Origin of the sequence: Streptomyces niger, from assembly GCF_000718305.1 — a bacterium.
Classification (GTDB): Bacteria; Actinomycetota; Actinomycetes; order Streptomycetales; family Streptomycetaceae; genus Streptomyces; species Streptomyces niger.
Window position 1 is genome coordinate 1 of sequence record NZ_JOFQ01000027.1, and the last position, 17,938, is coordinate 17,938.

20 protein-coding genes and 1 pseudogene are annotated in these 17,938 nt (G+C 68.2%); 7 read left to right on the top strand and 14 right to left on the bottom strand.

Translation table 11 applies throughout. The annotated features are described in order from the left end of the window. Positions 1 to 132 precede the first annotated feature (132 nt). Together IF20_RS32705 and IF20_RS32710 are read right to left on the bottom strand one after the other, a co-directional pair. On the bottom strand, positions 133 to 804 hold the full coding sequence (locus tag IF20_RS32705; RefSeq protein WP_052869057.1) for an O-methyltransferase: 672 nt from the start codon (positions 802 to 804) through the stop codon (positions 133 to 135). 136 nt (positions 805 to 940) lie between these two features. Continuing rightward, a complete protein-coding gene (locus tag IF20_RS32710; protein WP_199896862.1) occupies positions 941 to 2,011 on the bottom strand; it encodes a hypothetical protein in 1,071 nt (356 codons plus the stop codon). 286 nt (positions 2,012 to 2,297) lie between these two features. Here IF20_RS32710 and IF20_RS39515 point away from each other — a divergent pair, with 286 nt between their 5' ends. Then, positions 2,298 to 2,519: a DUF7489 domain-containing protein gene (locus IF20_RS39515; RefSeq protein WP_199896871.1), complete on the top strand. Its 222-nt coding sequence runs from the start codon at positions 2,298 to 2,300 to the stop codon at positions 2,517 to 2,519. Between the two features lie 127 nt (positions 2,520 to 2,646). On the opposite strand, the gene IF20_RS32715 is transcribed toward IF20_RS39515, so the two are convergent. After that, entirely contained in the window at positions 2,647 to 3,342 is a 696-nt protein-coding gene (locus tag IF20_RS32715; RefSeq protein ID WP_234426913.1) for a class I SAM-dependent methyltransferase, read from the bottom strand. Between the two features lie 514 nt (positions 3,343 to 3,856). Continuing rightward, positions 3,857 to 4,432 (bottom strand): TetR/AcrR family transcriptional regulator, encoded by a 576-nt coding sequence (locus tag IF20_RS32720; RefSeq protein ID WP_052869060.1) that lies wholly within the window; start codon positions 4,430 to 4,432, stop codon positions 3,857 to 3,859. A gap of 70 nt (positions 4,433 to 4,502) precedes the next feature. Between IF20_RS32720 and IF20_RS32725 the strand changes: the two genes are divergently transcribed. Then, a complete protein-coding gene (locus IF20_RS32725) occupies positions 4,503 to 5,396 on the top strand; it encodes an NADP-dependent oxidoreductase (RefSeq protein WP_052869131.1) in 894 nt (297 codons plus the stop codon). Positions 5,397 to 5,707: 311 nt separating this feature from the next. Here the strand turns inward: IF20_RS32725 and IF20_RS32730 are convergent, their stop codons facing one another. Together IF20_RS32730 and IF20_RS32735 are read right to left on the bottom strand one after the other, a co-directional pair. Continuing rightward, positions 5,708 to 6,406: a restriction endonuclease gene (locus IF20_RS32730; protein WP_052869061.1), complete on the bottom strand. Its 699-nt coding sequence runs from the start codon at positions 6,404 to 6,406 to the stop codon at positions 5,708 to 5,710. A 22-nt stretch (positions 6,407 to 6,428) separates the two neighbouring features. Beyond that, on the bottom strand, positions 6,429 to 6,638 hold the full coding sequence (locus tag IF20_RS32735) for a hypothetical protein (RefSeq protein ID WP_052869062.1): 210 nt from the start codon (positions 6,636 to 6,638) through the stop codon (positions 6,429 to 6,431). A gap of 368 nt (positions 6,639 to 7,006) precedes the next feature. On the opposite strand from IF20_RS32735, the gene IF20_RS32740 reads away from it, so the two are divergent. The 3 genes from IF20_RS32740 to IF20_RS32750 all read left to right on the top strand — a co-directional run bounded on the left by IF20_RS32740 (position 7,007) and on the right by IF20_RS32750 (position 9,406). After that, a complete protein-coding gene (locus tag IF20_RS32740) occupies positions 7,007 to 7,792 on the top strand; it encodes an immunity 49 family protein (protein WP_234426914.1) in 786 nt (261 codons plus the stop codon). Between the two features lie 129 nt (positions 7,793 to 7,921). Then, positions 7,922 to 8,857, top strand: coding sequence for a phytoene/squalene synthase family protein (locus tag IF20_RS32745; RefSeq protein ID WP_110944766.1), 936 nt, complete (start codon positions 7,922 to 7,924; stop codon positions 8,855 to 8,857). Positions 8,858 to 8,920: 63 nt separating this feature from the next. Then, the gene (locus tag IF20_RS32750; RefSeq protein WP_052869132.1) at positions 8,921 to 9,406 is read left to right on the top strand and encodes a nuclear transport factor 2 family protein; all 486 of its coding nucleotides are present in this window, start codon (positions 8,921 to 8,923) and stop codon (positions 9,404 to 9,406) included. Between the two features lie 130 nt (positions 9,407 to 9,536). On the opposite strand, the gene IF20_RS32755 is transcribed toward IF20_RS32750, so the two are convergent. Together IF20_RS32755 and IF20_RS32760 are read right to left on the bottom strand one after the other, a co-directional pair. After that, entirely contained in the window at positions 9,537 to 9,944 is a 408-nt protein-coding gene (locus IF20_RS32755) for a DUF3224 domain-containing protein (RefSeq protein WP_052869065.1), read from the bottom strand. Positions 9,945 to 10,156: 212 nt separating this feature from the next. Further along, positions 10,157 to 11,683, bottom strand: coding sequence for a chitinase (locus IF20_RS32760; RefSeq protein WP_052869066.1), 1,527 nt, complete (start codon positions 11,681 to 11,683; stop codon positions 10,157 to 10,159). Between the two features lie 435 nt (positions 11,684 to 12,118). Here IF20_RS32760 and IF20_RS32765 point away from each other — a divergent pair, with 435 nt between their 5' ends. Continuing rightward, positions 12,119 to 12,643 carry a hypothetical protein gene (locus tag IF20_RS32765; RefSeq protein WP_052869067.1) on the top strand — a complete coding sequence of 175 codons (525 nt, stop codon included), beginning with the start codon at positions 12,119 to 12,121 and terminating at the stop codon, positions 12,641 to 12,643. Between the two features lie 243 nt (positions 12,644 to 12,886). After that, entirely contained in the window at positions 12,887 to 13,318 is a 432-nt protein-coding gene (locus IF20_RS32770) for a DUF6234 family protein (protein WP_052869133.1), read from the top strand. A 33-nt stretch (positions 13,319 to 13,351) separates the two neighbouring features. On the opposite strand, the gene IF20_RS39520 is transcribed toward IF20_RS32770, so the two are convergent. From IF20_RS39520 to IF20_RS32795, 6 genes and pseudogenes are all read right to left on the bottom strand, one after another. Further along, on the bottom strand, positions 13,352 to 13,501 hold the full coding sequence (locus IF20_RS39520) for a hypothetical protein (RefSeq protein ID WP_199896863.1): 150 nt from the start codon (positions 13,499 to 13,501) through the stop codon (positions 13,352 to 13,354). A 266-nt stretch (positions 13,502 to 13,767) separates the two neighbouring features. Next, positions 13,768 to 14,098, bottom strand: a pseudogene (locus IF20_RS32775) (ISKra4 family transposase); the annotation flags it as partial. Between the two features lie 131 nt (positions 14,099 to 14,229). Next, positions 14,230 to 14,598, bottom strand: coding sequence for a DUF6092 family protein (locus IF20_RS32780; protein WP_234426915.1), 369 nt, complete (start codon positions 14,596 to 14,598; stop codon positions 14,230 to 14,232). After that, positions 14,549 to 15,145 (bottom strand): nitroreductase family protein, encoded by a 597-nt coding sequence (locus tag IF20_RS32785; protein ID WP_052869069.1) that lies wholly within the window; start codon positions 15,143 to 15,145, stop codon positions 14,549 to 14,551. Before IF20_RS32785 ends, IF20_RS32780 begins: the two co-directional genes overlap by 50 nt. Position 15,146: 1 nt before the next feature. Continuing rightward, a complete protein-coding gene (locus IF20_RS32790; protein ID WP_234426916.1) occupies positions 15,147 to 16,496 on the bottom strand; it encodes a cytochrome P450 in 1,350 nt (449 codons plus the stop codon). Between the two features lies 1 nt (position 16,497). Next, complete coding sequence (locus tag IF20_RS32795; RefSeq protein WP_110944768.1) at positions 16,498 to 17,394, bottom strand: tRNA-dependent cyclodipeptide synthase; 897 nt, start codon at positions 17,392 to 17,394, stop codon at positions 16,498 to 16,500. Positions 17,395 to 17,938: the final 544 nt, after the last annotated feature.

Sequence of the window (17,938 nt, forward strand, 5' to 3'; positions counted from 1 at the left end):
AGCCGCATCCATCCGTATCCGTTCCCGTGCCGCCTGCTCCTGCGGCCTCAGTCCTCCCCCTTGCGCATACCGCATAGCAACGGCATACCGCGGACACCCACCGACGTCACTCCCGACAACGCAGCGGAAAGGTCAGTAGGCGATGACGCGGGCCAAGGCGAAGCCGTCGTAGCCCTTGCTGCCGACCGTCTGCAGCGCGGTGGCCGACAGTTTCGGGTGCTTGGCCATGAGCTCCAGGAAGCGGCGGGTTCCCTGCACCGTCGGATCGGTGCTGTCGGCTTCGGCGACTTTGCCGCCGCGGACGACGTTGTCGCCGATGATCAGGCTGCCGGGCCGGGTGAGCTTCAGCGACCAGTCGAGGTAGTGGGGGTTGTTGGGCTTGTCGGCATCGATGAAGACCACGTCGAAGGGCTCGGCACCCTCGGCGACGAGCTTGGCGAGGCTGTCGAGCGCTGGGCCGACGCGGACCTCGGTCCGGTCCGCGAGCCCGGCGCGGTCGAGATTGGCTTTGGCGACTTCGGCGTGGTGGGCGTCGTATTCCAAGGTGATCAGGCGGCCGTCAGCGGGCAGCGCGCGGCCGAGCCAGATGGTGCTGTAGCCGCCGAGGGTACCGATCTCCAGGATGCGGCGAGCGCCCTGTGTCTGAGCGAGGAGGTGCAGCAACTTGCCTTGATTGGGAGTGACGTTGATGCGGGGCAGGCCGGCAGCGTCACTGTCGCGCAGGGCGGCTTCGAGTGCCTCGTCGGCGGGTGCGAGCAGGGAGGAGAAGTAGTCGTCGACTGCGGTCCACTGCTGCTGAGACATGGAGTCCTTTCCCTTATCCAGTTAGCTTCGCTAAGGAATCTAGCAGAGGGGTCTACGTCGACCCGGCCGCCCCGAACCGGAGCGGGATCGGTGCCTGACCCTACGCTCCTTCTCGCATTCTTGACGAGAGTGCTGATCACCCTGGCTTTGGATCTTGCTGCGCCTTCGGGTTGACGTTCCCCTCAAGGAGTTCGTTCATCTCCTTGTACGCCATGGATGCCGCATTGTTGTTCGTGTCGTGAATACGCAGAAGGTAGTTGTACATCACGCTCACGCACTTGTCGCGACTGCGATAGGCGGCATCATCGGTGAGTTGCAGGTTGGGTGAGATTTCCTTGATCGTGCCGTCGGCATTGGTGTAGAGCGGATGCCAGAGGAGCTCGACGGCCGGGTTGAGCTTCTGGATGATGCGCAATTGCGGGATCTCTTGCGCGATGAGAACGCTGTCCGGGTTGTAGGCCCGCAGGAAGACGTGCACCGGGCCGGTCGCTCGCTCGACGAACGCGCGGGAGAGCACGTTCCACAAAGGTGCCTGCAGCTTCCAGTTGGCGTGCAGCTCCAACTGGTCGACGATCTTCCCGAGCCGGGTGAACTCCAGAGAAGTGTGCCCCTTCGACTGCGCGTACTTGCTCACGTCGAAGCCACCCGACCAGAGCGCCATTGTGGGCGTGGTGACCCGGAGATGGTCGCCCACGAGATTGACCAGTTCCCGGTACCAACTGTTCGAGGCGCGGCGGGCACGTCTCTCGGCTGGGTCGATGGACGTGTCGGCCGATTCCTGATTCAGCTGATCCTGTTCGACGAGGCCACCGAGAACGAGTTGCCAGGCATTCTCCGTCACTTCGGAGGGGAAGCCGCCCTTCTGCATCAGCTCCTGGAACAGCGGCCATTCCGGGTGGTCATTCGCCTTGGTTGCGAAATGCTCCTTGGGCGCGTTGGCCGTCGGCTTACGACGTTGCACCGTGCGGGGTGCCGAAGCGTCGCCGGCGCCGGGGCCGGGGGTTCGGCCAGGAAGTCTCGTCCGCAGAGTGCGGGCCACCGCGGAGTTCCCTGCTGATCGCTGCAACGACATCAGGTCGTCCGGCGTCAATCCGCTCGAATGGCTGGTGGCCTGCTCCGTCGCCCGCTCGTGTACCGGCAGCCGAGGCTGATGGGCCACGCCTTCCTGCTTTGCCGCAGCGTTCACGACTTGCTCCCGCTCGTGCACTCGACCACCTTCCGAGACTCTTGCCGTCTCCGTCTTCCTAGCAGGGCGCCCGGGGTCAGCCAAGTAGCGGAAGGGCAGCGGGACTTGCCCTGTTGGGCGCACGGGCCAGGTCCGGTAACGCGGCTGCGGCACGCTTCGGTCCGCTGGGCACAGTCACACGCTGCCGTGACAGGTGGCTGCCGTGGCATATGGCTGCCGTGACATGTGACTGCCGTGACATATGTCAGTGCCAGGAGGTGACTCGTGAATCTGCAGGATGAGCTGCCGATCCTCGTAGGCTTACAGCATGTTCAAATCTCACAAAGTAGGGCAGGACGACTCCTGGGAAGGTGTCGTCACCAAAAGGTCTCGAGGCATGCTCGACGGGTCGAATATGTACCACTTCGTCGAGGTCAGTCTGGCCGACGGCGAATCGGTGAAGGTCCGCATCAGTCGTCAGCTCTGGAAGTCGATCGCGGTCGGCGATCGCATCGTCAAGCAGCCGGGCACCGACCCGGCCAAGGGGTAGCCACGTGGCAGCCCTCCGACGACATGTCCATACCCATACACGTACGCATACACATGCGCATACACATGCGCGTAGACATGCGCGTAGACATGCGCATGCGCCACAGTGCTGCCATCGGTGGCTGCTTTCAGCAGGATCGCCGCGCGCGGAAGATGTTCGTGGCCACGGGTGAGTCCGGCGCGCGATCGCGAAGGGTGTCGGTGCCTATAAGACTGAAACCGGTCTCGGTGAGGAGCCTTTCCCGCACCGGGATGTCTAGCACCCAACGGTCCAAGGTGGCGTCGCTGCCGCCCGGCAGTCGGATGGGGATACGCGCGGAGCGCACTTCCGATTCCGGCGCCTCGCCCGTCGTGTAGTGGGCCAGCGTGCTGAATACCAGAAGACCGCCAGGGCGAAGCGCCGTGGCGACAGTCGGCAGCAGCTTGCGGGGGTCGGTGAAGTCCACGGCGCCGAAGACCGAGTAACAAGCGTCGAAGGCGCCGGGGTGGTCCTGCAGGTAGGCGACCGCGTCCGCGCGCACCAGCTCCAGGCGGGCGAGGTGGCCGTACCGCTCGCATCCACGTGCGTGTTGTGCGGGTGAGCTGTCGATCCCGACCACGCGGGCGGGCCGGAGGGCTCGGGCGATATGGGCAGCATGTCGCGCGCCGCCGGCCCCGAGATCGGCAACCTTCTGTCCGGCGACATCTCCCAGGAGCTCGGCGCCAGGGCCGCGGCGCTGGTACCAGTCCCAGTGCAGGCGGTCGGGGACATCGGTCTCACCATGGCGGCCGTAGTGGTGCCACAGGTCCGGCTCGCCGGCGGGGGAAGGCGATGATGAAGTCACAGGCCCATCCTGTCGGGCCCATGCCATCGGACCCGACCCATCGGCCCGTCCCATCGACCCGTCCCGTCGGGCCCATCCCCTCGGCCCCGTCCCATCGGGCCGATCCCGTCGAGCCCACATCCGGCCGCGGGTCCGCCTGCGTCGATTCATCCGTACGGCGATACGAGACCAGCCGCCCACGTGCGGACACGGCCCGCTCGGAGCACAGCCGGCCCGGAGAACGGCCCGCTCAGAAGACGCTCCACCCAAAGCACGACCCGTCCCGGAAGACACCCCGCCCGAAGCACGACCCGCCCCGGAAGACGGCCCGCTCGGAGTACGGCCCGCTCGGAGAGGGCTCGCGCGGGTCAGTGACGAGTGACGGTCGTTCACGGCCCCTGAAGGACCAACAACCCTGACGACTCCGACGCCCCCGGCAGCTCTTGCGACTCCGGCAGCTTGGACTACTCCGGCAACTCCGACGACTCTGACGGGCCTGACGGCTTTGGCAGCTGCGAGTTTCGGCGGTTGTGAGTCACGGGGAGGTGGCTTCCCAGGCCGCTTCGATCATTCGGAAAATCTCGTCCACCGCGGCATCTGGGTCGGCCGCCTCGCGGGCCAGCGAATAGGCGTCGATCGCGAACCTCGCGATCGTTCGACAGGCCGTTGTGGACCGTGACAGGTCGGGATCGGCGGCGATGGCCGTTGCCAGCGACTCTGCATGGCGCAGCCTCATCGACTCCTCGTACTCCCGCAACGCAGGTGATTCGTCGATCATGCGCCATATCGGCGCTGCGCTGTCCGCCGTGCAGTGTCGTACCAGGGCGTGGACCTCACGGCGCAGCGCGGGGATGAGCGGCTCGTGCGGCGCCCGGTCGGTTACCGCCCGCATGAGGCGTTGCTCGAAGTCCTGATCTTGCTCGAACACCAGGGCCTCTTTCGAGGCGAAGTGGGAGAAGAGCGTAGTGACGGCCACGTCGGCTTCGGCGGCCACCTCGCGGATGCCCACCGCGTCGTACCCGCGTTCCAGGAAGAGCCGCAGGGCGGTGTCAGCGATCTTCTGGCGGGTCGCGGCCTTCTTACGCTCACGGCGTCCGGGCGGCATGGTCATGTCCGGACACTATCAGGTAGGAAGGTGAAGCAGTTCCGAAAAGCTAACCGTTAGTGCTATGTTCGGCTGCATGAAGAAGATGAACTTCGCCGAGTTCGGCGGTCCGGACGTTTTGCAGCTCATAGACGCCGAGGAGCCCCACGCAGGCCCCGGCCAGATACGCATCGCCGTGCGGGCGGCGGGCGTGAACCCCGTCGACTGGAGGATCCGTGAAGGCCAGGTCCTGGGAGCCCACCCGACCGAGTTGCCCTCGGGAGTCGGGCTGGACGCAGCCGGCGTGGTGGACGAGGTCGGCGAGGGCGTCGAAGGGGTCGAGGTCGGCGACCGGGTGTTCGGTGAAGGCTCCAGCACCTATGCCGAATTCGCCGTGTTGTCGGCCTGGGCCCGTATGCCTGAGGGCCTGTCCTTCGAGGAGGCGGCCGGGTACCCCTCCGTGATGGAAACCGCGCTGCGCATCATCCGCGAGGTCGGCGTGCAGCCCGGACAGACGTTGCTGGTCAGCGGCGCGTCCGGAGGAGTCGGCTCGGCGGTGCTGCAGATCGCCCGCGACCGTGGCATCACAGTGATCGGTACGGCCGGGGCCGCGAACCAGGACTACCTGCGGAGCCTGGGTGCCCTCGCCACGACGTACGGGGAGGGCTGGGTCGAGCGGGTGCGGCGGCTCGGCCGCGTCGACGCGGCTCTCGACCTGGCCGGTTCGGGCGTGATCCGCGAGCTCGTCGAACTGACCGGGGATCCGCAGAAGGTGGTCTCCATCGCGGATCTCGGTGCGCCGGATCTCGGTGTCCGCTTCTCCGGTGTGGCCGGGAGCATGCCGGACGCGCTCGCCGAGGCCGCCGACCTGATCTCCCGGAGCAAGCTCCACATCCCGATCGAGAAGTCCTACTCACTCGCCGAGGCCGCCGCGGCGCACATCGACAGCCAAGCCGGCCACACGCGAGGGCGCCGGGTCATCGTCGTCTGAGTCGGTTCCCGCGCGGTGGCACGCCCCCAACGAGCCGCGCTTCTTGGCGGCGGCCGTGACAGCGATCGTAAGTAACAGGGGCAGTGGCAGCGGTCGCGACAGGGACAGTAACAGTGGTCGTAACAGGGGCAGTGACAGCAGTCGCGGCAGGGGCCTTGGCGGCGCGGCCTTACGGCGACCATTACGGCGGCCTTGGACAACACACCGCGCGGGATCGGTAATACGGGATTAGTAACGCAGGATCGGTAACACGAGATCGGCAACGCAGGATCGGCAACGCGAGATCGGCAACGCAGGATCAGTAACGAGGCTCAGGACAGGGAGGTCGGCCTACGGGGTGGTGGGACGGCGCGGAGCAGTTCCCACAGGGGTTGTGAACCGGCCGCCCACACGGCCAGGGTGTGCCGGTCCACGACGTGCAGCCGCTGCTGTTCGGCGAACGTCACGGCCGGCGCGGTCACCCGGCCGTTGGTCACGATCACCGCGACGTCGGCGCCGTGGACCTGGCGGGCGGTACCGTTCAGCACCTGCAGGTCAGGCGTGCCGACCGCGGAGCCGGCCAGCCCCTTGCGCCGGTGCTTGCACTGGATCACCCAACGCCGGCCGAAGGGATCGGTGGCCTTCACATCCGCGCCCAGGTCCCCGCCGCCGCCCACCCGCACCGCGTCGCGGCAACCGTCCCGGCGCATCAGGTCCCGTACCGCTTCCTCGAACCGCGTGTGGTGCAACGCATCGAGTTGCGGCAGCCCGAAGCGGAGCCCCTGGGCACGCACCGCCTCCCACCGGCTCTTTTGCTGTTGCTGGTAGATCCACCCGCCCGCTGCCAACGCCACGAGGACGCCGGCGAGGACCAGCAGCCACCAGTGGATCAGCAGCCAGTCGACCACGGCCGCCGACAGCGCCACGGCCGCGATCGCCGGCACGGCAAGACCGGCAGGGTCGTTCTTCCGCCGCCGGCGTCTGCCCGGCCGCGCAGGCCGCCGCCGCGCCGGCGAGCGCCGGGTGGTCATCGCCCCGCCTCCACTCGGGCGTTCACCGGCTGGTCTGGGAGATGCCGGAGACGAGTTGGGTCAGAGCGTCCAGGATGCCCTCGCCCAATGCCGTGGGTGCGATAAGGATGCCCAGCGTGAGCACGATGATCACGGTGAGCTTCTCATCGAACCGGCTCCGCGCCTCCGTACGGCGTCGCAACCGCAGGATGACGACGATGGCGAGCAGCAATGCCACGTTGATCGTCAGCACCGGGCGGCCTCCCCCTCCCCCTTCGGGGCCGTCGCTGGTCGATGACGGCCTCTCAGCCTCCTTGTGTAGCGCGCCGCAGACGATTGACGGGCCGATTTCCCACTGGATTGACGCAAAGCACTCCCCCTGGCCGGAACCAGCGCCTCGATCTTGGACGGGCCGGGCTGTCAGGGCTCGCTGATAGCGTGCCGCGGAGTCAGGATCATGGGAGCGCGGAAGAGTGCGGGAGAGCGGCAGTGCGGTACGTGCCGGGTCACGAGGTAGCAGTGCATCGACTGGCGACAGCGCTGCACGGCGTTGCGGGCCGGGCCGTTCAGCACTGGACGGGGATGTGCCACGGGTCGGTGACGGTGGGCCGGCTGCGGGCGATGCAACACGATTTGCTGGATCATGTGGCGGCCGATGCGCGTGAGGACCCGGAGCTCACCACGTCGTCGGTCCGGAACGCGCTGCTCACCGCGGCGGAGTGCGCGAACGCGGTGTTGGCGCTCGGCTGTTTCCCCGACGGCGACTGGGACATCCCGTTGCCGCTGGTCGCCGAGGTGCTGACCAGTGACGAGCAGTCGTACGACGAGGGGCGGGACCCGGCACAAGCGGCGGCCACCGCCGGTACGTGGGTCGATGCGTTCGCCCTGTCTCTGATCAGTGGGATGCTCTGGGACTGGGCCAAGATGCTCGGGCCGCTGCTGCGGGACGACTACGCGCCCGCGATCCGGGACGGGGTGCCGTATTCGCGGTGGGAGTCGGTCTCGGCGCCGGCTGACCTGGCCGAGATGGACGCGCTCGCCGACTATCTGTACGTGGTGAAGACGGCCCGTTCGCCGTGGGTGGCGCAGGGGCCGGTCCCCGTGCGCAAGCCGGATGCCGAACAGCGCGAGCAAGCGGCGAAGCGCCTCGACGCGGCGGGCACGCTGAGCGCCGACCAGCAGCTGTTGCGGGTCCTGCTCGACGACGACCGGCCGCGGTTCGAGCAAGCCCTCGTCGAGCGGCTGATTGCGCACCGCCGAGGGCTGGAGACCGACCCGGCGGCCCGAAGTCTGCTGCCGGTGCGCACCATCGCCCGGACGGCGTTGGCCGTCCTCGCGCACGGTTGGACGCTGGGCGTCCGCTCCGACTACCTGCCGACCGGGCTGCTGCGCGCCCCGCACCACTGAGAAGTCCGACGAGTTCACGAGCAACGAACGACAACCGACGCCCCAGCAGCCTCTCCGTAGCCTCTCCGTAGAGGCTGAGCGGCCTTCGAGCAGTCTTCGAGCAGTCGAGCAATGAGAACGAGGAACGCATTGATCAGGTGGTCCGCCGCGCTGACCCAGGCCGGCATCGACGCCCCCTCCCTACGGCGGGACTACGACGCCCAGCGCCGGCTGGTGCGGAAGTTCAAGCCCGACCAGTTCCTGGCTGTTCGGCTGCTGCTGCCCGCACGCCTCCAGCCGGGCATCGTCGCCGCGGTGGCGTTCATGCACGAGACCGACAACCGCATCGACGCGGGTGAGTTGAGTACCCGGCGTGAGGCGCTGCGGATCTGGGACCAGCAGGTCCGAGAGGCAGTGGAGCACGGCACGTCCGACCAGGCCCTTCTCAGAGCGCTGGCCGACACCGCCCAGCGCCATCCGCAGCTGCGCACGTACATCGAGGCCTTCCTCGACGGCGCGCCCGTGGAGGCCGACTGGACCGGTTTCGAGGCCGAGAGCGACTTCCAGACGTACGTGGACGCCTACTCGCTGCCGGCCCTCATGCTCACCGCCTCGCTGCTCGCGCCCCCACCGCCGGCGCATGAGGACGAGGCTTTTCTGCGTGGCTGCCGGACCTTGATCGAGGCCATGCAGCGCACCGACTTCCTGGCGGATCTGTCCGAGGACGCCAAGCAGGGGCGGATCGGCATCCCTCGCGTGGAACTGGCGCGCTTCGGGCTGGAAGTCGATGAGGTGCTGCGTCGGGCTCCGTCGTGTGTCCCCGCGTTGGAGCGGCTCGTGGCGGCCCAGGCCGGTACCGCCAGTGCGGGCCTGCGTGCCTGCCGAGGCCTTCCGGACCTGGTGGCGGCGGAGGCCGGGCCGTTCCTGCGCGCCTTCGTGCGCGTGGCGGAACTGGAGCTGGAGGACGTACAGCGCAAGGGCGGTGAACTTCTGCACCAGGAGGCAGGGGCGTCGAAGACGGCCGCCTTGGCGGTGCTCTTCCAGCAATGGCGCGCCGTCGGCAAGCAGCGACGCGCACACTCCTAGGTTCGCCCAGAAGCCGGAACAAAGGAGTGGTGGGTGCGTAGGTCGGGCGGGTAGGAAGTGCAGATGACCACTGGAGATCTCGATCCGATGGAGCCGATGGAGCGTCTGCTGGCGGAACGCGCCTGTGAACGGCTGGTCCTGGACCTCGTTCGCCGGCTCGACCTCGGCGAGCCGAGCTCGGTGGCCGACCTCTTCACTCCCGACGGTGTCTGGGAGTGGCCGTACGACCAGCGGCGGATCGAAGGTCGGGAGGCGCTTCGAAAGTACTTCGGCTCTCGGCCGGTGGACCGCTTGTCCCGTCGCATGTGTACGAACATCTTGGTCACCGTCGACTCGCCGGACAGTGCCTCGGCGACCACGTACTTCGCGACCTACCGAGTCGATGGATACGTCGAGGGCGCGTTGGTGGCGCCACGGTTGCCGGCGAACATCGGGCACTACCAGGACACCTTCCGCAAGCTGGACGGCACCTGGCTCCTGGCGACACGGACTCTTGTCCTGCCCTTCGGCGGGCCGACGGAACGCCTGGACAGCGGCGGCCAGTCCTGATCGAGGAAGGCTGGTGCGGGCGGGCTGAATGCGGGCGGGCCGAACTTGCTGTTCGGTCCGCCCTGGCCGGTCAGCGGGAGGAAGACCGACATGTTCCGGGCGTCTCCGGTCCCGAGCCCGCTCCCGCTGTTCAGCTGAGCTCGTAGTCGAACCAGATGCGGTGCGTGCCGTCGGCGTCTACGGTCATCCCGCCGGCGCCGGCTATCCCCGCCAGCTCACCGGTGCCGCTGGAGGGCACGATGGTGAAGAACTCCGCGGTGCGGTCGGTGCCCGACGTGGTCGCCGAGTGCACGAAGTTGAAGGCGCCTTCCCTGCCGTGCAGCGAGCCTTCGAACGACTCCATGGCGATGTAGGTGCCGACGCCGGTCGTCTGGTCGAACGCGGCGGTGAACAAGGTCGCCGAGTGCCCGACGGCCTCCCCCTCGAAGTGCTTCTCCATCGTTGCGACACCGACCGGCAGCCCCGTGGATACGGCCGGCTCGGGCTTCAACTCGGTCGGGACGAACGTCTTGACGGTGAATCTTCCCGTAGCTCTCATGTACCGACCGTACCGAGGGGGTCTGACAATGCGAGCACGGCTGAGTGGTCCGGAGCCCTCGCCGCCGGGGCGGAGGGATCCGGACCACTCGCTCCGGACCACTCGACCACTCGCTCCGGACCACTCGACCACTCGCTCCGGACCACTCGACCGCTTGCTTCGGACCACTCGCGGGCCGGGGTGTCGTCAGTACCGGGGAAGCGGGCCCCGCGTCAGCAGGGGCCGAGGTCCTGCCACACGCCCCACTCCCCCGTCGTGCCGGGCTCCTCGCCCGTCGTCCACCACTTGGCCTTCCAGGTGTGACCCTTGTGGGACACCTGCTGGTCGCCGGTGTACACCTTGTCCTTGGCCCACGGGGCGGCGGTGCACTGGTTGCCGCTGCCGCCCGTCACGGTCAGGGCGTACCGCGCCGAGTGGCTGCCGGAGGCACTCGTACCGGTGACGGTGAAGTGATACGTGCCCGAGGCGGTGGCCGAGGTCGTGGCCAGGGTGAGCGTGGCGGAGCCACCGGCCGTCACGGAGGCCGGGCTGAGGGAGGCGGTGACGCCTGCCGGGGCACCGCTGACGCTGAGGTTCACCGTCTGGGCCTGTCCCGCGGTCACGGCCGTCTTCACCGTCGCCGTTGCCGACTTGCCCGCCGTCACGGTGCCGGAGTCCGGGCTGAGGGCGACGGAGAAGTCGTTGGTCGGCTGGGTACTGCCGCCGCCGGTGAAGGGCGCGAAGATGTGGGTGAAGTCCCAGGTGTTCTGCTGGATGCCCGAGCAGTTGTCCGCCGCCGCGCCGCCCGGGCACGAGCCGTTGTCCCGCTGGAGCGCCCAGAAGGAGAGGGTGTTGATGCCCTTGGAGACCGCCCAGTTGTACACCGTGGTGGCGTTGGCCAGGGTGAAGGTCTCGGCCGGCCCGAAGTCGTCGACGCCGGGCATCTCGGTGACGCCGACCATGCTCCACAGTTGGGCGGAGGTCTTGCCCGGGTAGAGCTCGGCGAGGGTGTCGACCAAGCCTTGGGCGGCGGTCTGGGTGTCCTTCGCCATGTCGTGGGGCTGGTTGTCGTAGTAGTCGAACGTCATGAGGTTCACGACGTCGATGCGTGCGCCGTTGCTGACCGCGTTGCGCAGCAGGGCGACGCCGGTGTCGCCGGGGCCGTGCGTGGTGGTGGGCAGGGTGTACGAGATCTCCACCTTGCGCCCGTTGGCCGCCGCCCAGTCCTGAACCAGCTTGATCGCTTTGTTGCGTCGGTCGATGCCGGCCGTGTTGTCCAGCGAGTCGACCTCGATGTCCATGTCCAGCCGCGATATGTCGTAGGTGGTGATGACCTTCTCGTACGCGGCGGCGATCTGCTGGACGTCGGTGCAGCTGTCGGCGATCTCGGTGCCGGTGGTGTCGGCGGTGTAGCCGCCGAAGGAGGGGATGACGTCCCCACCGTTGGACTGGATGGTCTTGATGTCGCTGCCGAAGGTGGATGCGGCGACCGGCATGTCGGTGTCACCGTTCCAGTACGGCGTGCAGGAGCCCTTCGACGCCGTCTGCAGGAACGCCATCGTCAGGTGTTTTGCGCCCGACTGGGCGGCCAGGGCGGCCGGGCTCTCGCCGGTCCAGGCCTCGAAGTAGGGGGCGAAGACATGGACAGGCAGCGGTGTCGCCGCCTGCGCCGTGCCGGTGCCCGTCAGGGCGAGGCCCACCGAGGCCGCCGCGGTGGCGGCGGCGATGAAGGCCGCGCGGAAGGAACGCATGAGTCTCATGTCAGTCCCGGTGTGAGGAGTGGGATTTCACCAATTCCCGTACGAAGGTGCGAAGTTGATGCGTATGGGATAGCGCCCACTCGCAGGGCGGGTCAATGGTCTGGACCAAAATGGGACTAGACCAATCTGCCGGTCCTGCGGCTTACCCGCCTGCACAGAGGCAGCGATGACCCACTGGACCACCTGCGTTCCGGCCAGCAGCCCCGAGCGCGCCGGCGCCGGGCAGGTCTGGCACAACGCACGTGGAGCGATGGACTTCAGGGCCCCGCCTGCGTCTTGAGGCATGATCATTTGGTCTCATTAGTGCCGTTTGGAGGGAATGACGCGAATCCGACTGACGCGGCGACCGGTCGGCAGGAAGGATCAAGCGCGGCCAGGGGTCCGAGTCGCTGCGCGACCGGCCCCATCCTGCGTTCAACGACCGAGGAGCATTTGTTGATCACGCGCCGTTCGGCCGCGCTCGCCGCGCTGGCCGTTGCTGCCGCCACGCTCACAGCACCCAGCGCGCACGCCGCCGACACCCCTGACACGTCCGCACCCACCGCCGCGGTTTCCATCACCCGCAACGAAGTGCTGGCCCGTACGAAATTCTGGTTCGATCGCCAGGTGCCCTACAGCCAGAAGCGCACCTACCCCGACCCGCAGGGCAGGCAGTACCGCACCGACTCCAGCGGCTACGCCTCCATGGCGCTGAGGCTGCCCGCGCCCGGACGCAACACCCAGGGCTTGGCTGACCCCGCCATCACCAGGAAGATCACCAAGGCCGAGCTCCAGGTCGGCGACCTGCTCCTCAACCCGACCAAGCACGTCGTGATCTTCGCGGGTTGGGCCAACGCCGCGAAGACCCGGTACTGGACGTACGAGCAGACCCCGCCGAGGGTCAAGAACCGCACCGTTCCGTACCCCTACTACGCGGGCAACGGGAAGTTCGAGCCGTACCGCTACAGGTACATCAAGTAAGCCGCGACGCGCTCGACACACTCGACGCGAGACCGGCGGCAGATGTCGGCGCCACCACTTCCGCAGGCTGGTGGCGCCGACCGCCCTGCCGGACACGACAGTCGGGACGCGGAAAGCGCGCGGCCTGGAGGCGGTCGAGCAGCAGGGCTTCCTTGCGTTCGAAGCGTTCATGACGCAGGCCGTCGTCGCAAGTTGAGTACACGTGCTCATGCGTCGCCTCACGCGCGCATGCAGGGTGACGGCATGGACCTGCCCATTGCGCCACCGGCCTTCGACGCCACGACCGGCCCGCGGAAGCGCGACCGCGCCAACCTCGGCGTCGACATCGCGATCGGCTCCTGCCTCCTGCTCCTGGAGGTGATGGCCGTCGTGGTGATCGTCGGGGTGTGGTATGTGTCCGGCTTCAACCTCGACCCGGAGAAGACCGTCGAGTACGACCCCCTGTGGGGTTACCTGACGGCCATCGCAGCAGTTGCCGCGGTGGCGATCGTGGCAGCACTGATCGCCGCCCGTGCCGGTGCGTTGGTCACCGTCTTCAGCCAGGCGACCATGGCCGTCCTCATCACCCTCCTCGCCGCCGGCGGAGCCATGATGGAAGCCGACCACGAGGCGGCGGTCTCGACCGGTGCAAACCCCTGCCGCCACTCCCCCTCCGCACCGTGGTGCATCGGCTGACGCCCACTGTTTTTGCAGCTGAGGCGCCGCCTCTCAGGCCCGTACGCTCTCCAGGGCCAGTGTCAGGTTCCGCACCGGGTCTTCGGTGCGGCCCTGGCGGAAGGCCTTCTCGTAGATGTCGTCGGTTGCCGCCGCGCGGGCCGCTCGCTCGCCTTCCTCGCGCATGGTGCTGAGTTCGGGCATGCGGCGTTGCGGGTGGCCGGTGGCGCGCCGGTACGCCCCGCCGGTGCCGGAGACGAACGCCGCCGCCTCACCCTTTCCCTGAGCGGCCAGGGCGGCGGCGAACAGGCCAGGCCGAGGGCCACGCCGAAGCTGTCCCCCAGCCCTCGCTTGCCGATCAGCATGGCCCGCGCATGGTCGGCTGCCTCTCGTGGCTCGCTCCGGAGCAGGGCGATGAGTGCCAGTTGGTAACTCAGATGGGTGCGGCTCCTCTGAAGTGACGGTCAAAGTCAGGCAGTGAGGCTGTACTTCTGCTGGTCGGCGCTTGGGTAGAGGCGTCGATGCTCGCGGGCTGCGTGGAAGGTCCAGTAGTCGTCGAAGTCGCCGACGGCGTCGCGGCGGGTGGCGGGCAGATGCTCGGCTGCGGCCTGGGCGGTCATCTCGGCCGCGGCGCGGGCGGCGCGGGCGGCGTGTCCGGCGAGGATCGCGGTGAGTTTGTCCGCGGCCCAGGTCTCGGCCTTGCGGCTGCCGGCCGGGGGGGGGGAAGGCGTGCGCGGCGGTCCAGCAGTACTCGGCGACGTGCACGAAGTCGAGCAGACTGTGCAGGCGGACGCCGCGGCGGTGCCGAGCACGAGGCCGTTCATCGCGGCGGCGATCGCGCGGCCCCGTATCTCGGGGCGGGGCAGGAAGTGTCCGGCTGCGCCGGGCGTCCTGTCCCCGCCGCCTGTGGGCGTGCCCCCGTGACGTAGCGGCTACCGGCCGTTCAGCTCGCTCGGCGCTTCCGGGGCGGGTGGCCGATAGGTGCGAGTACGGCGGGCCATGACTACGTCCAGGACCTGGTCACACGTCGTCCGGAGCAGGGACGGCAGATCCACCTCGGCCATGGAGCCGCACATCGCGTCCTCCAACTGCTTGCGGACCTGGGTGAGGGCCGGATCCGGGGCGCCGTGCGCGTCGAGCAGTTCCAAGGCGCGGCGGGCGCCGTCGGCACAGCGGGCCGGGCCGTAGGCCGGAGGCTCGTCCAGGAGGCCGTGGGCGCTGCTGAGGAGGAAGGCGGCGAGCAGGATGAGGTCATCGGTCAGGTCCGGTGCTGTGGCCGGTGGGGGGTGTCCAAGTGTCATGGCGGATCACTTCGTCGCGGTCGCGTCGGGCGGAGGGACACACCGGGTTCGCCGGGTGGCCGATCGGTACGAGGAAAACGGGTTCGAGGTGGTGCGGCAGCGCCAGCAGGCGGTGTACGGCGGTGTGGGAGAAGCTGCTGACGGGGCAGCCGCCGAGGCCGGCCGCGTGCGCGGCCAGCAGAAGGTTCTGTACGGCCATGGCCACGCACAACAGTCCGGTGTCGGTGCTGCCGCTGTTCTCGCGGACGGCACGGTCGCGGTCGAAGCACGCCGTCACCACCAGCGGCGGCAGGCCGATCATGCCTGGCGCGAAGGCCCGCAGACAGCGCACGGTATAGGCGTCTTGGACGGCCACGAACCCCCACGCCTGCTTGTTGGCGGCGGTGGGTGCCGTCGGCATGACGTCCAACAGGGCGTCGAGCAGCGTGTCATCGATCTGTTCGTCGGTGTAGCGGCGCACCGCCGCCCGCGACCGCAGCAGATCCAAGAATGCCGCTGATGCCGCCGGGGAGTCGGTCACCTCCGGTGTGGTCTCCTGTATGCGCATGTCACCACAGCACCGGCAGGCGTTCGGGGGTGCGCTTGATCCAGCCGGAGCGCCAATTGACCTCGTCGGCGGGGATGGCGAGCCGCAGGCCGGGCAGGCGCGCGAGCAGGGTGGTGAGCGCGGTGGCCGCGTGCGCGCGGGCCAGTGCGGTGGCCGGGCAGTAGTGACGCCCGCTGCCGAACGCCAGGTGCGGGTTGGGGGTCCGGGTCAGGTTCAGTCGGCCAGGGTCGCGGAAGACGGCCGGGTCGTGGTTGGCGCCTTCGACCAGGACAAGCACGAGGTCGCCCGCAGCGATGGGCGTACCGCCCAGTTCCGTGTCCTGGGTGGCGATGCGCGGCAGAGCGTCACCGATGGACAGGTTGTAGCGCAGCAGTTCCTCCACCGCCGGGCCGATGGCCTCGGGGTGCTCGCTCAGCCACCGTAGTCGATCGCCGTCCTGCATCAGCAGCATGATAGCCAGCGTCAGGAAGGCGGAAGTGCTGACCGCCCCCGCCTCGAACAGGGAGTGCAGCGTCATCGTGAGGTGTTCGTCGGTGCCCGCTCCTTCCACGTCGCCGCCGTCGGCGCGGACCCGCGCCAGCGCGCCCAACAGACCGGGCGCGTCGACGGCATCGGGCGCCTGTAGGCGCTCGGCCATGTAGGACATCCCCTTGTCCCAGTTGGCGAGGGCGCCTTCGAAGGGACGGGGCGCGGTCATGATACTGATGTCCAGGCCGCTCATCAGCCGCCGCCAGTCGGCGTGAGAAAGCCCCAGGACGGTGCACATCACGTACGCGGTGTAGGGGTCGGCGAACCGGGCCTTGAGATCGACGGGCGGGCCCTCGGCCAACACTTCGTCGATCAGCGCATCAGCGTGGTGGCGGAACTGGCCGGACGCCTGCTTGATCGCGCGAGGTGACAGGGCCTGCATTACGGCGTCCCGCATTCCCTCGTCTTTGATGCGCGCCAGGTTGTTGCGGACTTGGAGGGGGAAGGTGGGTGCGTACTGCTGACGTGCGCCGGGGGCGGCGGTGGCGGAGAGGCTGAAGGTCTCGTCCTCCAGGACACGGGTGGCCAGGTCGTAGGTGGACACCAGCCATGCCGGGGCGTCGGCCAGCGTGCGCACCCGGGCTACCGGGCGCTGGTCGCGCAGCCAGGCGCACACGTCGGGGACGACATCACCGCGCCGGGAGAGCGGGAAGGCCACGTCCGCGTGGGCGGGGTGGGTGGCGTTCTTGCCGGGCGAGACGGCGCTTACCGCGGCCGGGCAGGCCGTCTTGTTCCTGTTCGGCCGCGGCGTCCGGTCCGCTTCCGCATCCGCCGGGAGGGCTCCGGGCGCCGGGGGGCCGACCGGTGCAGAATGTTCGTTCACTTCAGTCCCTTTCTCCGCCCGGCTGTCCGTGCGTGGGGCGAGCGGCGTGACGATCTCGCGGAGCGGGGTCGTCCTGTACGAAACCGCCGGGCCGCCCGGGCGCGGAGGAGCCGGTGTCTTCCGGGCGGCCGGTGTGGCACGGGTTCGTGGGGACGTCAGCCGGAGTCACCGCCAGGAACGCCTGGTTGTCCGCGGCCCGCAGACCGGTTTTCCTCAGGCGCAGCGGCCCGAGGATGGGCGTGAACATGTGGTAGCACGACACTGACGAGGGAACTCCCAGAATGCTCGGGGTGTCCACGAAGAATGGCAGTTCGCTGCCTAGGTACTGCAGGCCGGCCCGCACCTGTTCGGATTCCACCGCGTCTGCCGGATCGTCACCCACTGAACTGATCGCAGCATTCGTGTCGCCCACCGCTTGTGGTTTGCCCAGCAGATGGAGGCGGATCATATCGCGGCAGGCGTTCGCGAATTCTCTGTCCTCGCGCAGGGCCTTGTCGATGTCGGCCCGCAGGCGCTGATAGGCGGGATTATCCTGAAAGTCCGACAGTAGGTGGTCTCCGGGTTGCGGGCCGTCGGACGAGGCGGCGTGGACGGCTTTACGGATTCTGCGGCGCACGTCGGTGACGCGTCGGCGAGAACGCCGGCCAACATCCCCCGGATCTCCGCCCTCAGCGCACAGCACGGTGTCTATGTGCAGGTCGGCGCAGACGATGTCGACGGCCCGGAAGTGTTCCTGCGCCCAGTGCACCAGCACAGTGAGCCGTTCAGCACTGAAATAGCTGTTGTTCGTGCTCACTCCGATCAGTGCGTGATCGCCACGCCGTCGAATACGGTCGCACCGATCAGTGAAAGGTCGGGTGCGGAAACTCATAGCGGGTAGCGGTGCCTCCACATCCATCCTCCTGACTGTCGGAAATGAGGTAAGGGAAACAGTCGCCCCTCCGCCCCTGCGGCCTACCCCTTACTAGCGAGCGCGTTACCTTCTGAGCGTTCCCGGAGCCGACCCCTGCCGACCTTCCCCCCGCCCAGTTCACCCATTCGGCCTGCACGGATGTTTCCCCGTGACACTCGGGAGCAATAAATACTCCGGCGTGCGTCGGCGCGTACAAACTTTTCAGCTTAGCGCCGCTTACGAGAATGGCAAGCGGGACAACCTTGTGAATGAAGTGCACCCGAAAAGGTGCACTCCTCATAACGGCAGAGGAAATGACTCCCTATGGCAAAAGGCCGATCGAGTCGCCGCGCGCTATTCCGAAGTGCCGCCCGTCCACCAGCACGCCCAGATCGCCGCCGTCGAGCGGCTGTGACGGGCCTGCCGCGCGGGGCGCGGGCGCTCAATGCGGACTTCGGCGGCACCGGACGGCCCACCTGTGAACAGTTGCGTGCGGGGGCGGACGTCACCGGGATCGACGTATCGGAAGCGATCGTCAGCGTTCTCAAAC

Excerpts from the sequence above, each read along its gene's own strand:
- IF20_RS32705 (WP_052869057.1), bottom strand. The coding sequence starts at position 804 with ATGTCTCAGCAGCAGTGGACCGCAGTCGACGACTACTTCTCCTCCCTG.
- IF20_RS39515 (WP_199896871.1), top strand. The coding sequence starts at position 2,298 with ATGTTCAAATCTCACAAAGTAGGGCAGGACGACTCCTGGGAAGGTGTC.
- IF20_RS32720 (WP_052869060.1), bottom strand. The coding sequence starts at position 4,432 with ATGACCATGCCGCCCGGACGCCGTGAGCGTAAGAAGGCCGCGACCCGC.
- IF20_RS32725 (WP_052869131.1), top strand. The coding sequence starts at position 4,503 with ATGAAGAAGATGAACTTCGCCGAGTTCGGCGGTCCGGACGTTTTGCAG.
- IF20_RS32730 (WP_052869061.1), bottom strand. The coding sequence starts at position 6,406 with ATGACCACCCGGCGCTCGCCGGCGCGGCGGCGGCCTGCGCGGCCGGGC.
- IF20_RS32740 (WP_234426914.1), top strand. The coding sequence starts at position 7,007 with ATGCAACACGATTTGCTGGATCATGTGGCGGCCGATGCGCGTGAGGAC.
- IF20_RS32750 (WP_052869132.1), top strand. The coding sequence starts at position 8,921 with ATGACCACTGGAGATCTCGATCCGATGGAGCCGATGGAGCGTCTGCTG.
- IF20_RS32755 (WP_052869065.1), bottom strand. The coding sequence starts at position 9,944 with ATGAGAGCTACGGGAAGATTCACCGTCAAGACGTTCGTCCCGACCGAG.
- IF20_RS32760 (WP_052869066.1), bottom strand. The coding sequence starts at position 11,683 with ATGAGACTCATGCGTTCCTTCCGCGCGGCCTTCATCGCCGCCGCCACC.
- IF20_RS32770 (WP_052869133.1), top strand. The coding sequence starts at position 12,887 with ATGGACCTGCCCATTGCGCCACCGGCCTTCGACGCCACGACCGGCCCG.
- IF20_RS39520 (WP_199896863.1), bottom strand. The coding sequence starts at position 13,501 with ATGCCCGAACTCAGCACCATGCGCGAGGAAGGCGAGCGAGCGGCCCGC.
- IF20_RS32780 (WP_234426915.1), bottom strand. The coding sequence starts at position 14,598 with ATGACACTTGGACACCCCCCACCGGCCACAGCACCGGACCTGACCGAT.
- IF20_RS32785 (WP_052869069.1), bottom strand. The coding sequence starts at position 15,145 with ATGCGCATACAGGAGACCACACCGGAGGTGACCGACTCCCCGGCGGCA.
- IF20_RS32795 (WP_110944768.1), bottom strand. The coding sequence starts at position 17,394 with ATGGATGTGGAGGCACCGCTACCCGCTATGAGTTTCCGCACCCGACCT.